21 protein-coding genes are annotated in these 20,303 nt (G+C 73.4%); 10 read left to right on the forward strand and 11 right to left on the reverse strand.

Features of this window, described 5'->3' with window-relative positions:
• Positions 1-81 precede the first annotated feature (81 nt).
• On the reverse strand, positions 82-693 hold the full coding sequence (locus ABZ801_RS04080; RefSeq protein ID WP_360692473.1) for a helix-turn-helix domain-containing protein: 612 nt from the start codon (positions 691-693) through the stop codon (positions 82-84).
• Positions 694-787: 94 nt separating this feature from the next.
• On the opposite strand from ABZ801_RS04080, the gene ABZ801_RS04085 reads away from it, so the two are divergent.
• Positions 788-2,182, forward strand: a complete 1,395-nt coding sequence (locus tag ABZ801_RS04085; RefSeq protein WP_360692476.1) for an MFS transporter — start codon at positions 788-790, stop codon at positions 2,180-2,182.
• Here ABZ801_RS04085 and ABZ801_RS04090 read toward each other — a convergent pair.
• From ABZ801_RS04090 to ABZ801_RS04100, 3 genes are all read right to left on the reverse strand, one after another.
• On the reverse strand, positions 2,179-2,628 hold the full coding sequence (locus tag ABZ801_RS04090; protein ID WP_360692479.1) for a hypothetical protein: 450 nt from the start codon (positions 2,626-2,628) through the stop codon (positions 2,179-2,181). The two genes, ABZ801_RS04085 and ABZ801_RS04090, sit on opposite strands and share 4 nt — an antisense overlap.
• Positions 2,629-2,715: 87 nt before the next feature.
• Positions 2,716-3,477: an antibiotic biosynthesis monooxygenase gene (locus ABZ801_RS04095; protein ID WP_360692483.1), complete on the reverse strand. Its 762-nt coding sequence runs from the start codon at positions 3,475-3,477 to the stop codon at positions 2,716-2,718.
• 105 nt (positions 3,478-3,582) lie between these two features.
• Complete coding sequence (locus tag ABZ801_RS04100) at positions 3,583-4,470, reverse strand: LysR family transcriptional regulator (RefSeq protein WP_360692485.1); 888 nt, start codon at positions 4,468-4,470, stop codon at positions 3,583-3,585.
• A 91-nt stretch (positions 4,471-4,561) separates the two neighbouring features.
• Here ABZ801_RS04100 and ABZ801_RS04105 point away from each other — a divergent pair, with 91 nt between their 5' ends.
• Positions 4,562-5,755 (forward strand): MFS transporter, encoded by a 1,194-nt coding sequence (locus ABZ801_RS04105; protein ID WP_360692488.1) that lies wholly within the window; start codon positions 4,562-4,564, stop codon positions 5,753-5,755.
• Positions 5,756-5,815: 60 nt separating this feature from the next.
• Positions 5,816-6,436, forward strand: a complete 621-nt coding sequence (locus ABZ801_RS04110; protein ID WP_360692490.1) for a response regulator transcription factor — start codon at positions 5,816-5,818, stop codon at positions 6,434-6,436.
• Here the strand turns inward: ABZ801_RS04110 and ABZ801_RS04115 are convergent.
• The gene (locus ABZ801_RS04115) at positions 6,377-8,140 is read right to left on the reverse strand and encodes a histidine kinase (RefSeq protein ID WP_360692493.1); all 1,764 of its coding nucleotides are present in this window, start codon (positions 8,138-8,140) and stop codon (positions 6,377-6,379) included. The two genes, ABZ801_RS04110 and ABZ801_RS04115, sit on opposite strands and share 60 nt — an antisense overlap.
• A gap of 103 nt (positions 8,141-8,243) precedes the next feature.
• Here ABZ801_RS04115 and ABZ801_RS04120 point away from each other — a divergent pair, with 103 nt between their 5' ends.
• Entirely contained in the window at positions 8,244-10,181 is a 1,938-nt protein-coding gene (locus ABZ801_RS04120) for a serine hydrolase domain-containing protein (RefSeq protein WP_360692496.1), read from the forward strand.
• A gap of 88 nt (positions 10,182-10,269) precedes the next feature.
• Here the strand turns inward: ABZ801_RS04120 and ABZ801_RS04125 are convergent, their stop codons facing one another.
• The 3 genes from ABZ801_RS04125 to ABZ801_RS04135 form a co-directional block, all read right to left on the reverse strand.
• Positions 10,270-10,839, reverse strand: a complete 570-nt coding sequence (locus ABZ801_RS04125) for a copper resistance CopC family protein (RefSeq protein WP_344959031.1) — start codon at positions 10,837-10,839, stop codon at positions 10,270-10,272.
• On the reverse strand, positions 10,836-11,549 hold the full coding sequence (locus ABZ801_RS04130) for a YcnI family protein (protein WP_360692500.1): 714 nt from the start codon (positions 11,547-11,549) through the stop codon (positions 10,836-10,838). The genes ABZ801_RS04125 and ABZ801_RS04130 overlap by 4 nt, the downstream gene beginning before the upstream one ends.
• A 104-nt stretch (positions 11,550-11,653) precedes the next feature.
• Complete coding sequence (locus tag ABZ801_RS04135; protein ID WP_360692503.1) at positions 11,654-12,253, reverse strand: hypothetical protein; 600 nt, start codon at positions 12,251-12,253, stop codon at positions 11,654-11,656.
• Positions 12,254-12,573: 320 nt separating this feature from the next.
• Here ABZ801_RS04135 and ABZ801_RS04140 point away from each other — a divergent pair, with 320 nt between their 5' ends.
• The 3 genes from ABZ801_RS04140 (at position 12,574) to ABZ801_RS04150 (ending at position 13,530) form a co-directional block, all read left to right on the forward strand.
• Positions 12,574-12,720, forward strand: coding sequence for a hypothetical protein (locus ABZ801_RS04140; protein WP_344959037.1), 147 nt, complete (start codon positions 12,574-12,576; stop codon positions 12,718-12,720).
• 112 nt (positions 12,721-12,832) lie between these two features.
• Complete coding sequence (locus ABZ801_RS04145) at positions 12,833-12,991, forward strand: hypothetical protein (protein WP_344959039.1); 159 nt, start codon at positions 12,833-12,835, stop codon at positions 12,989-12,991.
• A gap of 122 nt (positions 12,992-13,113) precedes the next feature.
• Entirely contained in the window at positions 13,114-13,530 is a 417-nt protein-coding gene (locus tag ABZ801_RS04150; RefSeq protein WP_344959041.1) for a thioesterase family protein, read from the forward strand.
• A gap of 19 nt (positions 13,531-13,549) precedes the next feature.
• On the opposite strand, the gene ABZ801_RS04155 is transcribed toward ABZ801_RS04150, so the two are convergent.
• Together ABZ801_RS04155 and ABZ801_RS04160 are read right to left on the reverse strand one after the other, a co-directional pair.
• Entirely contained in the window at positions 13,550-15,007 is a 1,458-nt protein-coding gene (locus ABZ801_RS04155; protein ID WP_360692507.1) for an amino acid permease, read from the reverse strand.
• A gap of 87 nt (positions 15,008-15,094) precedes the next feature.
• Entirely contained in the window at positions 15,095-15,850 is a 756-nt protein-coding gene (locus ABZ801_RS04160; protein ID WP_344959045.1) for a PaaX family transcriptional regulator C-terminal domain-containing protein, read from the reverse strand.
• A gap of 123 nt (positions 15,851-15,973) precedes the next feature.
• On the opposite strand from ABZ801_RS04160, the gene ABZ801_RS04165 reads away from it, so the two are divergent.
• The 3 genes from ABZ801_RS04165 (at position 15,974) to ABZ801_RS04175 (ending at position 19,142) form a co-directional block, all read left to right on the forward strand.
• Positions 15,974-16,741 (forward strand): crotonase/enoyl-CoA hydratase family protein, encoded by a 768-nt coding sequence (locus ABZ801_RS04165; RefSeq protein WP_360692509.1) that lies wholly within the window; start codon positions 15,974-15,976, stop codon positions 16,739-16,741.
• A 73-nt stretch (positions 16,742-16,814) separates the two neighbouring features.
• A complete protein-coding gene (locus tag ABZ801_RS04170; protein WP_360692511.1) occupies positions 16,815-18,068 on the forward strand; it encodes a cytochrome P450 in 1,254 nt (417 codons plus the stop codon).
• A 51-nt stretch (positions 18,069-18,119) separates the two neighbouring features.
• Positions 18,120-19,142 (forward strand): nitronate monooxygenase, encoded by a 1,023-nt coding sequence (locus ABZ801_RS04175; RefSeq protein WP_360692514.1) that lies wholly within the window; start codon positions 18,120-18,122, stop codon positions 19,140-19,142.
• An 11-nt stretch (positions 19,143-19,153) separates the two neighbouring features.
• On the opposite strand, the gene ABZ801_RS04180 is transcribed toward ABZ801_RS04175, so the two are convergent.
• Positions 19,154-20,245, reverse strand: coding sequence for a YihY/virulence factor BrkB family protein (locus ABZ801_RS04180; protein WP_360692517.1), 1,092 nt, complete (start codon positions 20,243-20,245; stop codon positions 19,154-19,156).
• Positions 20,246-20,303 lie beyond the last annotated feature (58 nt).

Consider the following 20,303-nt stretch of genomic DNA (forward strand, 5'->3'; position numbering starts at 1 on the left):
TTGGGCATGACTGTGACACGCGCCACCCCCGAACGGGGGTAGTCGCCGGGGTGCGCGGGCGGGCGCCGCCGCGGGCCGCCGTCAGCGCGCGACGAACGTCGAACGCAGGACGCGGGCCATGTGCTCGCCGACCTGCTCGGTGCTCCAGCCGCGTTCGTCCAGCAGCGTGTGGGTGACCCCGTTGGAGATGAGGGCCAGCAGCATGTCGGTGGCGGTGTCGACCGTCCACCCGGGCGCCAGGACGCCCTCGTCGTGCAGGCGCCGCATGAGGGCCTTGTTGGTCTCGTGGCGCCAGAACAGCGTCGTCTCCCAGTGCCGGGCGGCGTCCGGGTCGGTGTGCGCGACCCGCTCGACGGCCCGCGAGACCGGCAGGACGCGCGCCATGAACTCGGCGTGCGCCCGCGCGAACCGGTCCAGCGCGGTGACGGCGTCGGGCGCGTCGCCGATCACGGCGAACCGGCCTTCGAGGTCCTCGGTCTCGTTGATGTGCCCGAACAGCTCGGTGATCAGCTCGCCGCGCGAGCGGAAGTGCAGGTAGACGGCGCGGCGGGTGACGCCCGCGCGTTCGGCGACCGCCGCCATGGTGACCGCCTCGACGCCCCGCTCCTCGATCAGCTCGCGCGCGGCGCGCAGCAGCGCCGCCCGGGACCGGCGGCTGCGCGCGTTCCGGGGTGCGTCGATCTCCCGAGCCATGGCGGACATGCTCCCAGGTCTCCCCGCTCTTGCTGGAATTACACGATATGTGTACTTTTTTCTGCACATGCTGTGTAGTTCTCGGGAGGACGATGTGTCGGAACCCGCCCGCGACCGCTGGCCGCTGGTCGCCGCGATGGGCCTGGTGGTGTTCATGGCGACCCTGGACACCAGCGTCGTCGCGGTGGCGCTGCCCGCCATGGAGCGCGACTTCGGCGTCCGCACGGCCGCCACCGAATGGGTCGTCCTCGGCTACCTGCTGCCGCTGGTCGCCGTCACGCTGCCCGCCGGCCGGTGGCTCGACCGGGTGGGCGCGCGGCCCGCCCTGGTCGCGCTGGTCGGCGGCTTCACCCTCGCCAGCCTCGCCGCCGGGGCGGCTCCCGGGCTCGCCTGGCTGGTCGCGGCCCGCGTCGTGCAGGGCGCCTTCGCCGGGACCCTGTTCGCCCTCATCCCCATGGTCGCCACGCGAGCCGTCCGGCCCGGGCAGGTGGCGCGGGCGACGTCGCTGGTGATGACGCTCGGCCCGCTCGGCGCCGTCAGCGGCCCCGCGCTCGGCGGCCTGATCGTCCAGGCGTGGGGCTGGCCCTGGATCTTCTACGTGAACGGCCCTCTGGGCGTCCTCGTCATCGCGGTGGCGCTCGCCCAGATGACCCCCGACGGCCCCCTGCGGCCTCCCACCCGCGACCTGCTCGCCGAGTGCGCGGTGCTGACCCTGGCCATGGCCGCGATCCTGCTCGGCTTCTCCCTCGCGGCGGGCCACGGCCCCGGCTGGCTCGCCCTGTCCCTCGCCGCCGCGCCGCCCCTGCTGCTGTGGAGGCGCATGGACGCGAGCCGTCCGGCACGCGCCCTCATCCGCACGCCGGGCGTGAACGGCCCTCTGCTGCTCGTGCTGCTGAACGCGGTCGTCGTCGCGCTGGTGGAGTTCCTGGCCCCGTTCTACCTGCAACGCGAACTCGGCCTGTCGGCCGCCGCCGCGGGCACCGCGATCCTGGCCTTCCCCGCGGGCATGGTGCTGGCGGGCCCGCTCGGCGGCTTCCTCGCCGACCGCTGGAACGCGTCCCGCACCGCCGGGCTGGGCGTGCTGGTCGGCGGCCTGGGCGCCGCGCTGATGATCCCGCTCGACTCCGCCTGGAGCCCCGCCGACCTGAGCTGGCGCCTGGCCGTCGCCGGGGCGGGCACCGGCCTGTTCGCGGGCCCCAACTTCGCGATGCTGATGCTGAACGCGCACGACGAGGCACGCGGCACGGTCGGCGCCGCCCAGAGCCTGGCCCGGCAGCTCGGCTTCTCCCTGGGCCCCGCCCTGGCCACCACCGCCTGGGCGTTGTCCGGCTACGCCCTGTCAGGCATGCGCGCGGGCATGGCCCTGGCCACTGCGGTCAGCGTCTCGGCCCTGCTCATCCACTGGCGCACCGGCCACGCCTCACCGCCCGCGACGGCCTCGGCGGACAGCCGCGTCCGGCGCCCGCCCGTCTCCCCGAAGCGGCGCTAGCCCGGCGAGCCGTACGAGGTCGCCATCAACGCGATCACGGTTACCAGGAGCACCGCGGACAGGAAACCGACGATCCAGACCGTGATGAGCCGGTCGGGCTTGACCTCGGTGCCGGGATTCTGCCGCTGGGCCACGTAGTACTTGAGCAGCCGGCCGCGGACGGGGTAGATGGCGAACGGGATGGAGGCGAACGCGACGCTGTACAGGAACAGGATCTGCGGTGCCGGTTCGGGCCGGAGCAGGTTCACCAGCAGGACGACGGCCGTGATCATCGGCGTCACGATGTAGAACACCCACCGCCCCCGCCTGGCCTGCTCCTCCAGTGTGCTTCGCAGTTCTTCGGGAAGATCCAGGCCGGCGGACAGCCTCCCCATGGTGACCATGAAGAACACCGTCACCCCGATCGCGATCACCCACCACCCGGACTCAGAGATGGAAAACAGCATCGCCCTCAACTTTCGCCGCTCTGGCGGGGGTACCCTATCCGCCCCCGACACCGCCCCGGCCTGGGCGTCGGGCGGCGCTTTCGAGGGTCAGCCGGTGTACGGCGGCGCGACGCCCCAGCCCCAGCGGGGGACGGGGGCCTGCCGCGGCGGGTTCGCGCCGGGCCGGGAGTTGGCCACGGCCAGCCGGGTGCCCCATTCGACGTAGCCGGCGAACGCGGCGCGGAACTCGGGATCGGACGGCAGGTCCACCTCGTCGGCGGCGTCCATGAGCAGGCTCACCCAGCGGCGCCGCTGCGGCTCGGTGATCCCCTTGCCCAGGTGCTGGGACAGCATGTGGGAGTAGCCCCCGCGTTCGCGGGTGTAGCGGTCGGGGCCGCCGAAGACCTCGGCCAGCCACATCGCCACGTATCGGGGGTGGCCCGGGTCCATGTGGGCGAACAGGGGGCCGATCAGCTCGTCGTCGAGCACCTTGGCGTAGAAGACCTCGGTGAGCCGCTCGAACGCCTCGGTGCCGCCGGCCCACGCGTGCATGGTCGGCACGGAGCCGCCCGCGCCGCGCACGGAGGTGCGCTCGTAGTGCCGCATCTCCTCGATCTGGCGGACGTAGGGCTTGATCTCGGCGAAGAACGACGGGAAGTGCTCGCCCTGGCGGAAGCCCTTGAGGTGGTCGTCGGCGGAGGTCCAGGCGATGCGCAGGACGAACCACTCGGGCTCGTCGACGCAGCGTGACAGCTCGTAGTCGACGCACTGCGGCGCCGCGTCCAGCGAGGCGGCGGCGCGTGCATAGGCGGCCTCGAACGCATCGGCGTCCGCGCGGTCGATCCGGTAGCGGATGTACTCGACGATCAAGCGATCACGCCCCTGTTTCTCTGTAATGTTGTAAGCAGCGTAGCGCGCCGACGGCGGGCGTTCCCGGAGAATGTGTCGCTCATCCGGCGGCAGGAAGGCGTGACGTCAGAGCTCGCCGATGGTGCGGGTGAAGGCGCGGAGGCGTTCGGTTTCGGCGTCGCGGTGCCAGACGAGCGCGAGGGACGAGTCGGGCAGGCCCTCGACCGGGACGAACACGATGTCGTTGCGGGCGTGGTGGTGCGAGGTCGGGGTGCAGAACAGCATCCCGCCGCGGTCGGCGGCGATCATCGCCAGCGCCTCCTGCATGGTGCGCACCGCCGGGCCGCGCGGGATCGGACGGCCGTCCGGGGTGACGGTCGGGGCGCTGATCTCCCGCCAGTACGCGGGGGCCGGGCCGGTGATGTCGAGCAGGCGGCACTGGGCCAGCTCCTCGACGCGGACGGAGGCGCGGCGCGCGAACGGGTGCCGGGCGGACAGCGCGATGTTCTGCCGCTCCTTGGAGAACGCCGGGCCGACGACGAGGTCGGGCTCGTCGATGGGCAGCAGCAGGATCGCCGCGTCCACCTCGCCGGCGCGCAGCGCGCCGAACGGGTCCGACAGCGGAATCTCCACCAGCGTGACGTCGCTGCCGGGATGCGACCGCCGGAACGCCTCCACCGCGTCGATCACGCACTCGTGCGCCGAGCCGGACAGGAACCCGACGCGCAGCACGCCCTCCACGCCCCGGGCGGCGGCCCGCGCCCCGGCCACCGCCTCCTGCATCGCCTCGTACGCCGGACGCAGCTCGGCCAGCAGCCGTTCACCGAGGGGCGTCGGCCGGACGCGGCGGCTGGTGCGCTCGAACAGCCGGGCGCCGATCCGCCGCTCCAGCGAGCGCAGCAGCTGGCTGACCCGGCCCTGCGACAGGTACAGCCGCTCGGCGGTCCGCCCGAAGTGCAGTTCCTCGCCGAGCACCAGCAAGCACTCCAGCTCCCGCATGTCCAGCCCGGTCACCGTGGCCGCCCCTTCGATCGATGAGCCTGGCTAATCCAAGGATGCGCGGCTCGCCGTTGTTCCGGACAGGACGTCGCCGCAGGCTGGAGGCATGATCGTCAAGACCGGAGAGACCGCCGCGCGGGCGGCCGGACGGTCCGCGGCGCGGACCTGGCTCGGGGTGGGCGCGGTCGCCGCGGGCACGTTCACCGTGATCACCACCGAGATGCTGCCGGTGGGGCTGCTGACCTCGGTCGCCGCCACGCTGGGGGTGTCGGAGGGGACGGCGGGCCTGACCGTGATGCTGCCCGGCGTCGTCGCGGCGCTGGCGGCGCCCGTGCTGGCGTCGGCCACCGCGCGGGTGGACCGCAGGATCGTGCTGTGCGGGCTGATGGCGCTGCTCGCCGTGGCCAACACCGTCTCGGCGCTCGCGCCGTCGCTGGCCGTGCTGCTGCTCGCCCGCGTGCTGGTGGGGCTGGTCATCGGCGGGTTCTGGGCGGTGGCGGCGGGCCTGGCGGTGCGGCTGGTGCCCGAGCGCTCGGTCGCCACCGCCACATCGGTGATCTTCAGCGGGGTGGCGATCGCGTCCGTCGTGGGCGTGCCCGCCGGGACGTTCCTGGGCGAGGCGGCCGGCTGGCGCACGGCGTTCGCGGTCATGACGGTGCCCGCCCTCGTCGTGCTGGCCGCGCTGGTGCTGCTGCTGCCGGCGATGCCGCCGGTCGGGGTGGCGCGGCTGCGCGACGTGCCGGGCGTGCTGCTGCGCAACGCCCGGGTGCGCGTGGGGCTCGCCCTCACGCTGCTGCTGGTCACCGGCCACTTCGCCGCGTACACGTATGTGCGTCCCGTGCTGGAGGAGGTCGGGGGCATCGGGGCCGGCGCGGTCGGCGGGCTGCTGCTCGTCTACGGGACCGCCGGGATCATCGGCAACTTCACGGCCGGTGCCGCGGCCGGACGCGACGTGCGCCGCACCCTGGTGACGGTGTCGAGCGTGCTCGCGGCCGCCGTCCTGGCCATGCCCCTCCTGGGGACGTCCCCGGCCGGCGCGGTCGCGTTGCTGGTGGTGTGGGGCCTGGCATACGGGGGCGTGTCCGTCAGCGTCCAGACCTGGTTCCTGCGGTCGGGGACGTCGGCGCCGGAGGCCGCGTCGGCGGTGTTCGTGTCGGGCTTCAACGGCGCGATCGCGCTGGGCGCCCTGCTCGGCGGCCGGATCGTCGACTCGGTCGCCGTGCCCGGCGTGCTGTGGACGGGCGGCGCCCTGGCCGCCCTCGCCGCCGCGACCGTCCTGGTGTTCGGGCGACGCTCCTGAGGCCGGCCCTGGAGAATCGTCGGGGACGGTTCGCTGGGGCAGTGGAGTTGGGGGGAGAGCGTGGAGGACGGCGGCGTCATCGCGGTGCTGGTGGCCGAGGACATGAACATCCTGCGTGGCGCGTTGGTCGCGTTGCTGGGCCTGGACCCGGGGATGCGCGTGGTCGCGGAGGTGTCGCGGGGGGACGAGGTCGTGGCCGCGGCGCGGGAGCACCGCCCGGACGTGGCGGTGCTCGACGTCGACATGCCCGGCCTCGACGGCGTGACGGCGGCGGCCGAGCTGGCGGCCCGGGTCCCCGAGTGCCGGGTCCTGATCCTCACGGCCCTGGGCCGTCCGGAGCTGCTGCGCCGGGCGCTGGACGCCGGTGTGCACGGGTTCATGCTCAAGGACGCGCCGCCCGACCGGCTCGCCGACGCGATCCGCCGGGTGGCCGCCGGTGAGCGGGTGATCGATCCGCAGCTCGCCGCGGCCGCGATCAGCGGACGGCGCAACCCGCTCAGCCCGCGCGAGGTCGAGGTGCTGCGCATGGCCGCCGAGGGCGCCGACCCGGCGGAGATCGCCGCCAGGCTCTACCTGTCGAAGGGCACCGTGCGCAACTACCTGGGGGCGATCGTCACCAAGCTAGACGCGCGGAACCGCCTCGACGCCGTCCGCATCGCCACCGAGGCCGGCTGGTTGTAGGACGCGCAGCTCGTACCGGCCGTCGCCGGCCGGTCCCGCGTCCAGCCGGCCCCCTGCGGCCGAGACCCGGGCGGTGAGGTTGCCGAGCCCCTGCCCCCCGCCCGTGTCCCCATCCGTGTCCCCATCCGTGTCCCCGTTCGTGTCCCCGTCTGCGGGCGCGCCGTCGTTGACGACGCGCAGGCGCACGTACTCGTCCACGCGGTCGGCGGTGATGGCGCAGCGGCTCGGCCTGCTGTGCCGCAGGACGTTGGTGACGGCCTCGCGGAGCACCGTCGCGAGCAGCGCGTCGGTGGCACGCGGCAGCGGCGGCCCGAGGCGCGCCTCGACCGTGACCTCCATTCCCGCGGCGGCGAGGACGTCGCGCGCGGACTCCAGTTCCGCCTCCAGCGACAGGTCGTGGTCGTCCGCGCCCGGGATGGCACGCAGGTCCGCCAGGGCGCGGCGGGCGATCCGCGCGATGTCGGCGAGTTCCCGTTCGGCGCGGTCGGGCGCCCGCGCGGCCAGCTCGCCCTTGACGGCGATGGCCGACAGGCCGTACCCGAGCAGGTCGTGCACGTCCCGGGCGATCCGCCGCCGTTCCCGGGCGACCGCGATCTCCGCCAGCGCCAGCCGCGCCTCCCGCACCTGGTAGACCAGGCCGGTGAGCAGCGCCAGCCCGTAGAACATCGCCGCGATCGCCGCCGCGTTGAACGTCCAGTAGGCGTTGAGGGCGAGCGGCTCGCCGCGGACCGCGAGCACGGCGAAGACGCCCAGCAGGACCGCTCCGAACGCCGGCCAGGCGACCCGCCCGCCGCGGCCGTACAGGACGATCAGGATCGACCCGGCCGCGAATCCGGCCAGCTGCGGATAGGGCCGTCCCGGGGCGAACAGCGGCAGGCAGGCCAGGACGATCTGGCTCGGCAGGGTCCACGCGGCGTGGCGGGGCAGGGCGCCGGGCGGGCGGGGCAGCGAGTGGTAGAGCTGGAGTCCGCAGACCGCCAGGACGGCGGCCACGCTCGCGGCCAGCAGCGGCGCCGGGGGCCGGACCGACCGCAGGTAGATCACCGAGACGACCAGGAACCCGGCGTGCGCGGCGATCAGGATGGGCAGGGCCAGCCGGGGCGTGAGGTCGCCGTGCGGCGGTTCCTCCGGGGGGTTCGGCGTGGCGCGGGCCCGCGCGGCGGCCTCCCGCGCGAGCGCGGGAATGCCGGCCGTCTCGCCCCTGGTGGCCGCGCCGATGATGGTCGACAGGGCGGTGCCGAGCGCGGCGTCCAGGGACCGGGACGCCCGGTCGCGTTCCCGCGCGACCGACTCGGCGGCCGGCTCGCCTCGCGTGGCGTGCAGCTCGGCGCGCAGATCGCTGAGCCGGGTCACCCCGAAGATGATCAGCCCTTGGGCCAGTGCGTTGACCACCGCGTTGGCGCAGGTGTAGGCGTCGTCGCGGTTCAGCAGCCCGGCCGCGGCCAGCACCCCCGCGAACGCCGCCCAGCGGACCGGGCGTGCGATGAGCAGCAGCACCGAGGACGCCAGCATGCCCGCAGCTCCCGGCCCGGCCCAGGGGAACAGCACCGCCTGGGCGGCGAGGGTCCAGGGCCCGCGCAACCGCCGCAGCCGCGGCAGGCAGTGCACGAGCTGCAGGACGAGCATCGCGATCCCCGGCACGCCCGGCAGCGGGTGCAGCGGGTCGAAGGCCACACCGGCCAGGACCGCCAGGACGATCACCACAGCGGGAATCATATGAACGTTTGTCCGGATCGTGCGTTGTGCATGCCCGGTCGGTGTGCACGGCACTGGTGGCGGCCCGGCCCCGGTCGGCACCGTGGAACCCATGAAGATCGCGTTCAGGAGAGCAGCACTCGGGGCACTGCTCGCAGCCGTGCTGACCGGGCTGACCGCTCCGTCCGCCGTGGCCGAGCCGACCCCCGCGGCGCAGCCCGACCTGCGGGACGTCGGATCGCTCGTCGACCGGGTCGTCCCCGCGCAGCTGGCCGAAGACAAGATCCCCGGTGCCGCGGTCGTCGTGGTCGCGGGCGGCAAGACCGTGTTCGCCAAGGGCTACGGCGTCGCCGACGTGGACGCCCGCTCGCCCGTCAACCCGGACCGGACGGCCTTCTTCACCGGGTCGCTGGCCAAGCCGTTCACCGCCACGGCCGCGCTGCAGCTCGTCCGGCAGGGCAAGCTCGACCTGAACGCCGACGTCAACCGCTACCTCACCACCTTCAAGATCAAGGACACCTATCCCGGACGCCCCGTCACCCTGCGGCACCTGCTGACCTACACCGGCGGCTTCGACGACGACATCGTGGGGCTCGGCGAGGCCGACCCCAAGGACGTGGGATCGCTCGGCCGCAGCCTGGCCGAACGGCAGCCGCGGCGGGTCCGTCCCCCGGGCACCCGCGTGGCCTACGACAACTACGGGATCGCGCTGGCCGGATACCTCGTCGAGGTCGTCTCAGGGCAGCCGTTCGCCGAGTACGTCCGGCAGCACGTGTTCGAGCCGCTGGGGATGCGCTCCACCACGATGGCCGTCCCGCACCCCGCCGCGATCGACTCGGCGCTGGCCGCCGGATACCGCCCCAGCGGTGACGGATACACCAGGGTGAAGGGCCAGTACGGCCCGCGGACCCCGACCGGCACCGGCCCCGCCGCCACGCCCGCCGACATGGGCCGTTTCATGCTCGCCCAGCTCGGCAACGACCCCCGGCTCGGCCAGGACGTCGCCCGCCTGATGCAGCAGCAGCACTACACCCAGGACAGGCGGATGCCCGGCATGGGCTACACGTTCGAGCAGCGCCCCCGTAACGGCCGGCGGCTGCTCTACAAGGACGGCGACGTGCCCGGCTTCCACAACGTCATGGCGCTGCTGCCCGACGAGGGCGTCGGAGTCTACGTCGTCTACAACGGCGACGGCGTGAACACGGTGGCCGGATGGGACGGCGCGAGCCTCGTCAACCAGATCGTCGACCGCTACCTGCCCGCCACCGCGCGTACGGTGAGCACGTCCGGCGGCACGGTGACGGGAAGCCCGGTGTCCAAGTACGCGGGGACGTACCGTTCGGCCAGGGTCAGCCACACGACCCTCACGAAGGTCACCTCGCTGTTCTCGGCCGTGACGGTGACGGCCGGCCCCGGCGGCACCCTGACGACCACGGGCCTGTCGGTGGACCCGGAGAAGGAGACCCAGCACTGGGTCCAGACCCAGCCCGGGCTCTTCACCGAACGCGGCGGGCAGGCCCGGATCGCCTTCGACGGCAAGGGCACGCTGACCAGTTCGGCCAACCCGTCCGAAGTCCTGGAGAAGCTGGCCTGGTACGACTCTCCGGGGCTGAACGTGGGCCTGCTCGGCGGCGCGTCCCTGGTGATGCTGCTGGCCTTCGTGGGCTTTCCCGTCCTCGCCCTCGTCCGGGTGCTGCGGCGCCGTTCCCGCCATCCGGCCGGGGCACGCGCCGCACGGCTCCTCGCCTGGGCCACCACGGCGGTGGTCACCGTCTTCCTCACCGGGCTGGCCGTCACCATGGCCGACCCCAACGCCGTCATGGAGACCGTGGCGCTGAACCCGCCGGCCTTCGCCGCCCTGCCGATCGTCGCGACCGTGGGACTCGTCCTGGCGATCCTGGTCGTGGGCGCGACCGGCGCCGCCTGGTGGAAGGCGTGGTGGAGCTGGGCCGGACGGCTGTCCTGCACGCTGCTGGCGCTGTCCGGAGTGGTGTTCTTCAAGGTCCTGATGACCTACAACCTCGTGGCCCTGCCGTTCCCCACGAACTGAACGCCGCCGCCCGCCCCACCGCATCCGGTGGGGCGGGCGACGGCGTTCGGTTCCGGCGATTCAGGTCCGGCGGGTCAGTTCTGGCGGGTCAGTTCTGGCGGGGGCGGCGGGCCCAGGCCACGCCGCCCACCACGGCGGCGACGACCACCGCGGCCAGGCCGATCCACAACCAGCCGGAGGACCCGCCGTCCTCGGACTGGCTGCTCGCGCCCCGCGTCGACGGCGTCGCCGGGGCGGACGCGGCGGGGGCCGGCGCGGCCGAGGACGGGGCCGTGGCCGACGAGGTGGGCGCGGCGGACGAGCCCTCCACCGTGAACTTGTAGGTGCCCTTGATCGGGTGGCCGTCGCTGGAGACCACCCGCCACGCCACGGTGTACTCGCCGTTGGGCAGCGTCCCGTTCAACGCCTGGGTGACCTTGTTGTCGGACGCCTCGGGCGCCCCCGACTGCACCGCCGTGCCCTTGTCGTCCGTCACCACCACCTGCGGCAGCCGCGCGGTGTTGGTGAAGGTCAGGACGATCTCCGACGGCGGCTCGACCGTGGCGCCGGACGCCGGCGTGGCCTCCTTCAGCGCGTCGTGCGCGGACGCCGGCGGCGCCGCCACCCCGACGGCGACCGCCGCGATCATTCCCGCCAGCAGGACCCGCAGCCCTCTCATGACCGGCTCCTTCCTCGTGCCAGGCCGAATCCGCCGACGCCGACTCCGATCACGCCGGCGGCCAGCCCCAGGCCGCCGAGCAGCCGCGCCGTCCCGTCGGACGCCGAGTCGGCGTCGTCGGAGGCGACCTTGGCGGTGACCGTGTCGGTGGCCTGCGCGGTGGCCGCCTTCGGGGTCAGCTTAAGTTCGGGCGCCGGGTGTTCCGGCTCGTCGGCGCCGGTGCCCGGGTCCTGGTCCCACGTGACGACCTCGCCGTTGGAGTACTTCTGCTCGGCCTTGAACAGCACCCGGTCGACGCCGGTGGGCAGCGGCCCCATCGAGACGTCGAACTCCTCGAACTGGCCGGGATCGATCTTGCCGCCGGTCCAGGTGATCCGGGAGACCACCTCCGACAGCTCACCGCCCTCGATCTTCACGGGCGTGCTCAGCTTGGTCTTGTCGACGGTGACCTTCCACCCCGGGGCGGGCCGGACGGACACGTGCGCGATCGGACGGTCGGTCGGCAGGTCGACGCGCACCTCGGTGGTCGAGGCGTTGTCGCGCTCGTTCGGCACGCGGAACGACACCTTGGTGAACGACCCCTGCTCGGCCGACCGCGGGTTGGCGGTGACGTGCGCGGACGCGGCGGTGGCCAGGGCGGCGACCGAGACGGCTGCCAGCCCGCCCACCGCGGCGGCCCGCCACGCGTGCCGGAAAGTACGTACGGACATCGGGATAACTCCGTTCGAGACGCACGGAAACGCACCGGAGACGCCGTGAAGACAGACGGCGCCCGGTGAAACGGCTCGTACGGCGCCCGGCCCGGCCCCGGCGTTCAGCCGGTGGCGGCGAGCGCCCTCGAACGGTGGGGAGGCCCCCGTCGCACCACGGGGAACCGCAGCACCCGGTCGGTGGACGGCGTCTCGACGGCCACGGGCGCCGGACGCGTCCGGACGGGCGGTGTGGCGGGCTCGACGTGCAGCAGGGCCAGCAGCAGCCGGACCGGCCGGTCGGCCACGGCCCGGACCCGCCGGGCCAGGGACCACGCCGCGCGTTCGCCGCGCCGCAGCCACCAGGCCGAGACGACGGCGGCGATCACGTGCGCGAGCGTCATGCCCGCACCCGAGCCGTGCGCGGCGTCCTGCGGCATCACGGCCGGGTGGTGCTGCATGGGCGCCGTGGCGTCCACGTACAGGCTGTGCAGCACGAACTGCCCGCCCAGCAGGCCGCCGAGGATCGTGGCCAGGGAACGCTCGTGCCCCGCCAGCGCCAGCGTCACCGCCAGCACGCCGCCGAAGCCGGTGAGCACCGCCCACAGGGGGATCACCAGCTGTGACGTCGCCGTGTGCCCGAGCGCCGACAGCGACACGCACACGGTGGCGAACACCACCGCGCGCGAGACGCGGAAGAACGGGCTCGGCGGATGCGCGGTCATTGCGGGGCTATCGTCCCATCCTCGTACCGGCATCTCCAAGAGGCCCCTGGTGAACGGCAATCTCCGCGAAATGCCCAACATCTGGGGTTGGTACGTCGTGCGACATCAACATGTAGGGTGAGGATCCCGTGCTGGTGACGCCCCCGCCCGCCCCGGCGGGGGCGTCGCGCGAGCGCGGGCGGGCACGCGCCCGCACCGCCCCCGGTCGTCCTGACGTGATCCGAGGTCACGTGCGACGCCGTCACCCTGCGCAGCGGAACCGTTCGCGTCCGCGATCCGTTGGACAGGATGACGCGCCCGCTCGGCGGCAGGAGGAAACCGTGGCTTCTCTCAGCGACCGGCTCAAGAAGCTTGCCGACAGCCCGCAGGGCCGCAAGGCCAAGGAGAAGGCCGAACAGCTGGCCCGCGACCCCAAGAAGCAGGAGAAGGTGCGCGGCCTTCTCAAGAAGGTGAACAAGAAGCATTGACCGGGATACGGCGGGCAGGACCCGGAGGGTTCGGGCGGCGCCCGCCGTGACCACCCGCCGCCCCCGCGGCGACCGGGGCGGCGACCTCCCGGACCAGACCCGAGGAGGAACCATGCCCACGCTCATCGACCGGATCAAGCGGTACGCCAGCGGTCCGCAGGGACGGCGCATGCGCGCGAAGGCCGAGCGCTACGCGCGCGATCCCCGCACCCAGGCGAAGGTGCGCCAGTTGCTGGCCCGCCTCCGTGGCGGCGGCCACCGCCGCCACTGATCACCCGCATCGCGCCCGCGCCCCCACCCATCGGGGACGCGGGCGCTTCCCTGCTTTCCACTGCATCGACGTGGTCGCACCCGCGCGGGGCGGGTGTGGCGGCCGCTCCTACACTGGCCGCCGTGGACCGGGATGAGTACGCGCACTGGGAGACCGTCCCCACGCGGTGGAAGGACAACGACCTCTACGGGCACGTCAACAACGTCGTCCACTACGCGCTGATGGACACCGTCATCAACGAGTGGATGATCAGGACGGCCGGGTTCGACCCCGTGACCAGCCCGGCGATCGCGCTGTGCGTGGAGTCGCACTGCGTCTACAAGGCCGAGGTGTCGTTCCCCGACACCATCAGCGTGGGCGCGCGCGTCGGGAAGCTGGGCCGGTCGAGCGTGCGCTGGGAGATCGGCATGTACCGGTCGGACGGCACGCTGGTCGCCGAGGGGCACTTCGTGCACGTGTTCGTCGACCGGGACGCCCGCCGTCCCGTGGAGATCCCCGAGGCGGTCCGCGTCGAGATGGACCGGCTCGTCGTCGCCTGACCGCCCCGGGGAACGGCGGCTACTCGCCGGCGGTCTTCCCGGCCGGGGCGTCGCCGCGGGCCAGCAGCGAGTGACGGCGGCCGTAGGCGAAGTAGATCACGCAGCCGAGCGCGAACCACGCGGCGAAGCGCAGCCAGGTCTCCTGCTTGAGGAAGGTGATCAGCCACACCGAGAACACCACCCCGACGATCGGCACCACCGGCATGCCCGGGGTGCGGAACTGCCGGGGCAGGTCGGGACGCCGGTAGCGCAGCACCACCACCGCGACGCACACCACGATGAACGCCAGCAGGATGCCGATGTTGGTCAGCTCCGCGGCCTCCCCGATGGGCAGGAACCCGGCGATCAGCGCCGAGCCCGCGCCGAGGATCCAGGTGATGCGGGTCGGCACCTTGCGGGTGGGGTGGGTGCGGGCGAACCAGCCCGGCAGCAGCCCGTCGCGGCTCATCGAGAACCACACCCGGGCCGCCCCCATCATGAACGTGAACAGCACGGTCAGGATGCCGAGGATCGCGCCGACCGCGATGACGAACCCGACCGTCTCCAGGCCCGCGTCGTCGAACGCCGAGGAGAACGCGGCGTTGGGGTCGATGTGGCGGTAGTCGACCATGCCGGTGAGCACCAGGCAGGCCAGCACGTACAGCACCATCGAGATCGCCAGCGAGTAGATGATCGCCTTGGGCATGTGCCGCCGGGCGTCGTGCGACTCCTCGGCCGCGGTCGACATCGCGTCGTAGCCGAAGACGGCGAAGAAGACCGTGGCGGCGCCGGTGAACGCGCCGTCCAGCCCGTACGGCAGGAACGGCGAGTAGTTCCCAGACTTGATCTTGAACGCGCCGACCACGATGACCAGCAGCACGATGCCGACCTTCAGGTACACCAGCGCGGTCTCGAACCGGGCGGCGCTCTTCATGCCCAGGTTGAGCACGTAGGCGATGAGCAGGCACAGCAGCATCGCGAACAGGTTGACCTTGTAGCTGCCGTCCGCCACGTCCTTGGGCTCGGTGCCGGGCGCGCCCATCATCCACAGCGGCAGGTCGATGTTCAGGAAGCCGAGCAGGTCGTTGAAGTAGCCGGAGATGCCGATGGCCACCACCGCCACGATCGCGGTGTACTCCAGCAGCAGGTCCCAGCCGATGGCCCAGCCCGCGAACTCGCCGAGCACCGCGTAGCCGTAGGTGTAGGCCGATCCGGCGCGGGGGATCAGCCCGGCGAACTCGGCGTAGGAGAACGCGGCGGCGGCGCTGGCCACGCCCGCGATCAGGAATGAGATCAGCACCCCGGGTCCGGCGGTCTCGTTGGCGACGGCGCCGGCCAGCGAGAAGATGCCCGCGCCGATGATGCCGCCCACGCCGATCGCGGTGAGCTGCCAGAGTCCGAGGGTGCGCCGCAGGCCGGTCGATCCGGCCTCGTCGTCGATCTGCTCGATCGGTTTGCGGCGGAGCATCGCGCCCAGGGCCTTGTGGGCCACGGCCATGTCTACCTCCTTCGCGTGACCGGCTCGTTTCCAGCGGTCACGGGAGGAGGGTGACGCCAAGATCGTCCCAAGGCAATGCCCGTGAGATCACGATTTCGCAAGCCGCCCGCCGGCCGGCACGTACTCGGTGAGCAGCCGTTCGAGCTGCGCCTCGCACCGGGCGTACCGGGCGCGCAGCTCGGGCCCCGGCCAGTCGGCGGGCAGCAGCTCGTCCGGCAGCAGCGGATCGCGCAGCAGGTGGCCCAGCACCGCAGCGGACACGGTGAACCGGTCGGCCAGGCACTCGGCGCGGCCGAGCGCGGCCAGCAGGGCGGTGGCGTCGGCGGCCCAGCCGGTCAGGTCCCACAGCGCCGCGGCCAGCCCCGCCGGGTCGCGCTCGGGACGGCCGCGCAGGAACGTGCACTGCCGCAGGACGACGTCGGGCCGGGGCCGCGCCAGGTTGGCGGGCCGCAGCCAGGTGCCCTCGCGCAGCTCCGCCAGCCGCAGCGCCGACATGGCCTGGCGCAGCGCGGCCCGGTCGGCGGCGGGACGCCGTTCGGCGGTGACGAGGGCGATCTCCCAGGCGCCGTCCCACGGCAGGGTGCGGGGGGAGCGGGCCTCGTCCAGCCGGGCCTGGCGGCGCAGCAGCCGTTCGGTCAGCTCGTACGCGCCGTCGACGTGCACCAGGTCGCCGGCGGCCACCATGCGTGACAACGCGACGCGGACGGTGCCCTCGGCGATGCCGAACAGCGCCCCGACGCGCACCAGGTGCCGGGCGCGCAGCCGGGGCGGGTGCAGGCCCAGCAGGGTGCTGAGGACGACCGAACGGGCGGTCAGCGGTCGCAGGCCCAGGGTGTTCGTCATGTCGGCGAGGACATTACCCGCCGTGACCGTGCCATGACGGCCGCTTGACCGGGCGGGGCAGGCAGTTCTCACCGTCCGGAAACGCCTTCTCTCCCGTCCCGCCGCCCCGTAGTGTCGGTCGGCATGACGGCTGTGCGGGTGGAGCGGGACGGGCCGGTCACCACGGTGATCCTGTCGCGTCCGGAGGTGCGCAACGCGGTGGACGGCCCGACCGCGGCCGAGCTCGCCGACGCGTTCCGCGAGTTCGACGCCGACCCGGACGCGTCGGTCGCCGTGCTGTGGGGCGAGGGCGGCACGTTCTGCGCGGGCGCCGACCTCAAGGCGGTCGGCACGCCGCGCGGCAACCGCGTCGAGGCGGACGGCGACGGGCCCATGGGCCCCACCCGGATGCGCCTGGGCAAGCCCGTCGTCGCGGCGGTCGCCGGGCACGCCGTCGCGGGCGGCCTGGAACTGGCGCTGTGGTGCGACCTGCGGGTGGTGGAGTCGGACGCCGTGTTCGGGGTGTTCTGCCGCCGGTGGGGCGTGCCGCTGATCGACGGCGGCACGTTCCGGCTGTCGCGGCTGATCGGCCGCAGCCGGGCGATGGACCTCATTCTCACCGGGCGTCCGGTGCCGGCCCAGGAGGCGTACGACATCGGGCTGGCCAACCGGCTCGTCCCGCCGGGCACCGCACGGCAGGCCGCCGAGGACCTGGCCGCCGAGATCGCCCGCTTCCCGCAGACCTGCCTGCGCGGCGACCGCATGTCGGCGCTGGAGAGCGAGGATCTGGACGAGCCGCAGGCGCTGGCGGTGGAGTACGGGCACGGCGTGCGGTCGCTGGCGGACGCCGCCGAGGGCGTCGCCCGGTTCACCGCCGGACACGGCCGCCACGGCACGTTCACCGACCTGTGAAGATCATCGATCGCATGGCGTTCGGCAGTGCTAGCGTCCCTTGAGGGCGGCCTCACGGACATGAAGGGGACTCATGACTCCGAGCGTTGACGAGGCGGGCCGGGCCCTCGCCGATCCCACCGCGTACGCCGACGACGATCGTCTGCACGCCGCGCTGGCCGTGCTGCGCCGCGAGGCGCCGGTGCACTGGGTCGAGGCGCCGGACTACAACCCGTTCTGGGCCGTCACCCGGCACGCCGACATCATGGAGATCGAGCGCGACCACCGCCTGTTCCTGAACGCGCCGCGTCCGCTGCTGGCCACCGCCGAGATGGACGTGATCAACCGGCAGCGCGCGGAGCAGGGCATCGGGCTGCGCACCCTCGTCCACATCGACGACCCCGACCACCGCGTGCTGCGCGCCATCGGCGCCGACTGGTTCCGGCCGCGCGCCATGCGCGCCCTGGAGCCCCGCGTCAGGGAACTGGCCCGCCGCTACGTCGACCGGATGGTCGAGCTGGGCGGGGAGTGCGACTTCGTCCAGCAGGTCGCGGTGCACTACCCGCTGTACGTGATCCTGTCGCTGCTCGGGCTGCCCGAGTCCGACTTCGACCGGATGCTCAAGCTCACCCAGGAGCTGTTCGGCAACGCCGACCCCGACCTGCAGCGCGGCGCCTCCCCGGAGGAGGGGCTCGCGGTCCTGCTGGACTTCTTCGCCTACTTCAAGGAGCTCACCGAGGCCCGCCGTGCGAATCCCACCGACGACCTGGCCTCGGCGATCGCCAACGCCCGCGTCGACGGTGAGCCGCTGAACGACTTCGACACCGCCTCCTACTACGTGATCATCGCGACCGCCGGGCACGACACCACCAGCTCGACGATCTCCGGCGGGCTGCGCGCGCTGATCGAGCACCCGGACCAGCTCGACCGGCTGCGCGCGGACCGCGACCTGATGCCGCTGGCGGTGGAGGAGATGATCCGCTGGGTCACCCCGGTCAAGGAGTTCATGCGCACCGCCGCCGAGGACTGCGAGGTGGGCGGCGTCCGCGTCCGCGCGGGCGAGGCGCTGCTGCTGTCCTACCCGTCGGCCAACCGGGACGAGGAGATCTTCGACGACCCGTTCCGCTTCGACGTCGGCCGCGACCCCAACAAGCACCTGGCCTTCGGCTTCGGCGTCCATTACTGCCTGGGCGCCGCGCTGGCCCGTATGGAGGTGCGCGCCTTCTTCGACGAGCTGATCCCCCGCCTGACCTCCATCGAGCTGGCGGGCGAACCCGAGAACGTCGTCACCACGTTCGTGGGCGGCCCCAAGCACCTCCCCATCCGCTACAAGCTCACCCCCGCCTGACCCCACCCCCCGCCAGCCGCCGCCCACGCCCCTGAGAGTTATCGTGCGCGTGTGGTGAGCGTGCGTGGGGGCGGGGCCTCCTGGGTGCCGGAGACGGCGGTCGTGCAGGCGCCGATGGCGGGCGGGGCCTCGCGGCCGGAGCTGGCGGTGGCGGTGGCCGAGGCGGGGGCGCTGGGCTTCCTCGCCGCCGGGTACAAGACCGCGGCCGCGATGCGGGACGAGATCGAGCGGACGCGTGCGGCGACGTCGCGGCCGTTCGGGGTGAACGTCTTCATGCCGTCCCGTGACGCCGTGGACCGGGCGGCCTTCGACGCGTACGCCGAGCGGCTGGCGCCCGAGGCCGAGCGGCTCGGAGTGGGGCTGGGGACGCCGGGGGACCGGGCCGACGACTGGGACGCCAAGATCGAAGATCTGCTGGCCGACCCGCCCGCGATCGTGAGCTTCACGTTCGGATGCCCCGACGAGGCGCTGATCCGCGAGTTCCGGCGGCGGGGCGTCGTGGTGATCGTGACGGTGACGTCCGTGGCGGAGGCCCGTGCCGCCGGCGCCGCCGACGGGTTGTGCGTGCAGGGCGTGGAGGCGGGCGCGCACCAGGGGTCGTGGACCAACACCGACGGCGGGACGCCGCTGCGCGAGCTGCTGCCCGCCGTGCGGGAGGTCACCGCGCAGCCGCTGATCGCAGCCGGGGGCCTGGGCACGGCCGCGGACGTCGCCGAGGTGCTCGCGCTCGGGGCGGACGCGGCGCAGCTCGGCACCGCCTTCCTGCGCTGCCCGGAGAGCGGCGCCAGTGCCGTGCACAAGGCGGCGCTGGCCGACCCGCGCTTCACCGAGACGGCCCTTACCCGGGCGTTCAGCGGACGTCCCGCCCGGGGGCTGGTCAACCGGTTCCTGGCCGAGCACTCGGCGCACGCGCCCGCCGCGTACCCGGACGTCCACTACCTGACGACGCCGTTGCGCAGGGCGTCCGCCGCCCAGGGGGCCGCGGACGCGTTGCACCTGTGGGCGGGCACCTCCTACCGGCTGGCGTCCACCGCGCCCGCGGCCGAGATCGTCGCCGCTCTGGCGAAGGGGTAACGCGCGAGGGGTTAGCGGGGCTTGCCACCGGCGTGCGCGCCGTGCGGCCGCCCGTCGCGGGAGTCCGCGTCCTGGGGGTGCCCGTCGCGCGGCTGCCCGTCGCGGGAGTGTTCGGCGTCGGCGTACTCCTCGCGGTCCTCGTCGGAGAACTTGCGGGTGTCGCGGGGTTCGGCGAAGGGCTCGACCGTCTCGGGGGCGCCCTCGGCGATCTTCCGGGCGCGGATGAGCTCGGCGTCCAGCTCGGCGCCGAGCAGGATGGCCAGGTTGGAGATCCACAACCAGACCAGGAAGATCACGACACCGGCCAGCGCGCCGTAGGTGGCGTTGTAGGAGCCGAAGTTCGCCACGTAGATTGCGAATCCGGCGGACGCGACGATCCACAGGACGATCGCCAGCGCGCTGCCGGGAGTGATCCACCGCCAGCCCGCCTGGCGGACGTTCGGCGCGGCCCAGTACAGGGTGGCCACCGCGATGATCACTACCAGCAGGATCACCGGCCACTTGGCGTAGTTCCAGCCGGTGACGAACGCCGAGCCGAGGCCCAGCATCCGCCCGGCCTGCTCGGCGAGGCGTCCGGTGAACGTCACCGCGAGCGCGCTGGCGCCCAGCAGGACGACCATGAGCAGGGTCAGCCCCACCCGCAGCGGCGCCAGCTTCCACAGGGGGCGGCCTTCGGGGACGTCGTAGACCGCGTTGACGGCGCGGATGAACGCCGCCACGTACTTGGACGCCGACCACAGCGCCACCAGCAGCGCCACGATCGCCAGCACGCCGGCGGTGGGCGCGGTGCCGCGCAGCCCCTCCACCATGCTGATCAGCACGTCGCGCAGCTGGCCCGGGGCGAGCTGCCGGATGTTGTCGGTCAGCGTCCGCGTGCCGGACTGGCCCGACAGGCCCACCAGCGAGACCGCCACGATCAGCGCGGGGAAGACCGAGAGCACGCCGTAGTAGGTGAGCGCGGCGGCCCAGTCGACCAGGTTGTCGTCGCGGAACTCCCGGGCGGTGCGCTTGGCGACGCCCCACCAGGCGTCCCGTCCGAGCCGTGTGGGCCGGTCCGGTGCCTTCCGCGAGGGGCCGTCGCCGGTCGCGGTGTTCTTCGCCATGTCGCCACCTTCTCGCCTGGCCGGGAGGGTCGGTCGGATGCGGAGGGCCTTTTACCCG

Origin of the sequence: Actinomadura sp. NPDC047616, assembly GCF_040642915.1 — a bacterium.
GTDB classification, from domain to species: Bacteria; Actinomycetota; Actinomycetes; order Streptosporangiales; family Streptosporangiaceae; genus Spirillospora; species Spirillospora miaoliensis.

Excerpts from the sequence above, each read along its gene's own strand:
- ABZ801_RS04080 (WP_360692473.1), bottom strand. The coding sequence starts at position 693 with ATGGCTCGGGAGATCGACGCACCCCGGAACGCGCGCAGCCGCCGGTCC.
- ABZ801_RS04090 (WP_360692479.1), bottom strand. The coding sequence starts at position 2,628 with ATGCTGTTTTCCATCTCTGAGTCCGGGTGGTGGGTGATCGCGATCGGG.
- ABZ801_RS04105 (WP_360692488.1), top strand. The coding sequence starts at position 4,562 with ATGATCGTCAAGACCGGAGAGACCGCCGCGCGGGCGGCCGGACGGTCC.
- ABZ801_RS04120 (WP_360692496.1), top strand. The coding sequence starts at position 8,244 with ATGAAGATCGCGTTCAGGAGAGCAGCACTCGGGGCACTGCTCGCAGCC.
- ABZ801_RS04125 (WP_344959031.1), bottom strand. The coding sequence starts at position 10,839 with ATGAGAGGGCTGCGGGTCCTGCTGGCGGGAATGATCGCGGCGGTCGCC.
- ABZ801_RS04130 (WP_360692500.1), bottom strand. The coding sequence starts at position 11,549 with ATGTCCGTACGTACTTTCCGGCACGCGTGGCGGGCCGCCGCGGTGGGC.
- ABZ801_RS04135 (WP_360692503.1), bottom strand. The coding sequence starts at position 12,253 with ATGACCGCGCATCCGCCGAGCCCGTTCTTCCGCGTCTCGCGCGCGGTG.
- ABZ801_RS04145 (WP_344959039.1), top strand. The coding sequence starts at position 12,833 with ATGCCCACGCTCATCGACCGGATCAAGCGGTACGCCAGCGGTCCGCAG.
- ABZ801_RS04155 (WP_360692507.1), bottom strand. The coding sequence starts at position 15,007 with ATGGCCGTGGCCCACAAGGCCCTGGGCGCGATGCTCCGCCGCAAACCG.
- ABZ801_RS04160 (WP_344959045.1), bottom strand. The coding sequence starts at position 15,850 with ATGACGAACACCCTGGGCCTGCGACCGCTGACCGCCCGTTCGGTCGTC.
- ABZ801_RS04165 (WP_360692509.1), top strand. The coding sequence starts at position 15,974 with ATGACGGCTGTGCGGGTGGAGCGGGACGGGCCGGTCACCACGGTGATC.
- ABZ801_RS04170 (WP_360692511.1), top strand. The coding sequence starts at position 16,815 with ATGACTCCGAGCGTTGACGAGGCGGGCCGGGCCCTCGCCGATCCCACC.
- ABZ801_RS04180 (WP_360692517.1), bottom strand. The coding sequence starts at position 20,245 with ATGGCGAAGAACACCGCGACCGGCGACGGCCCCTCGCGGAAGGCACCG.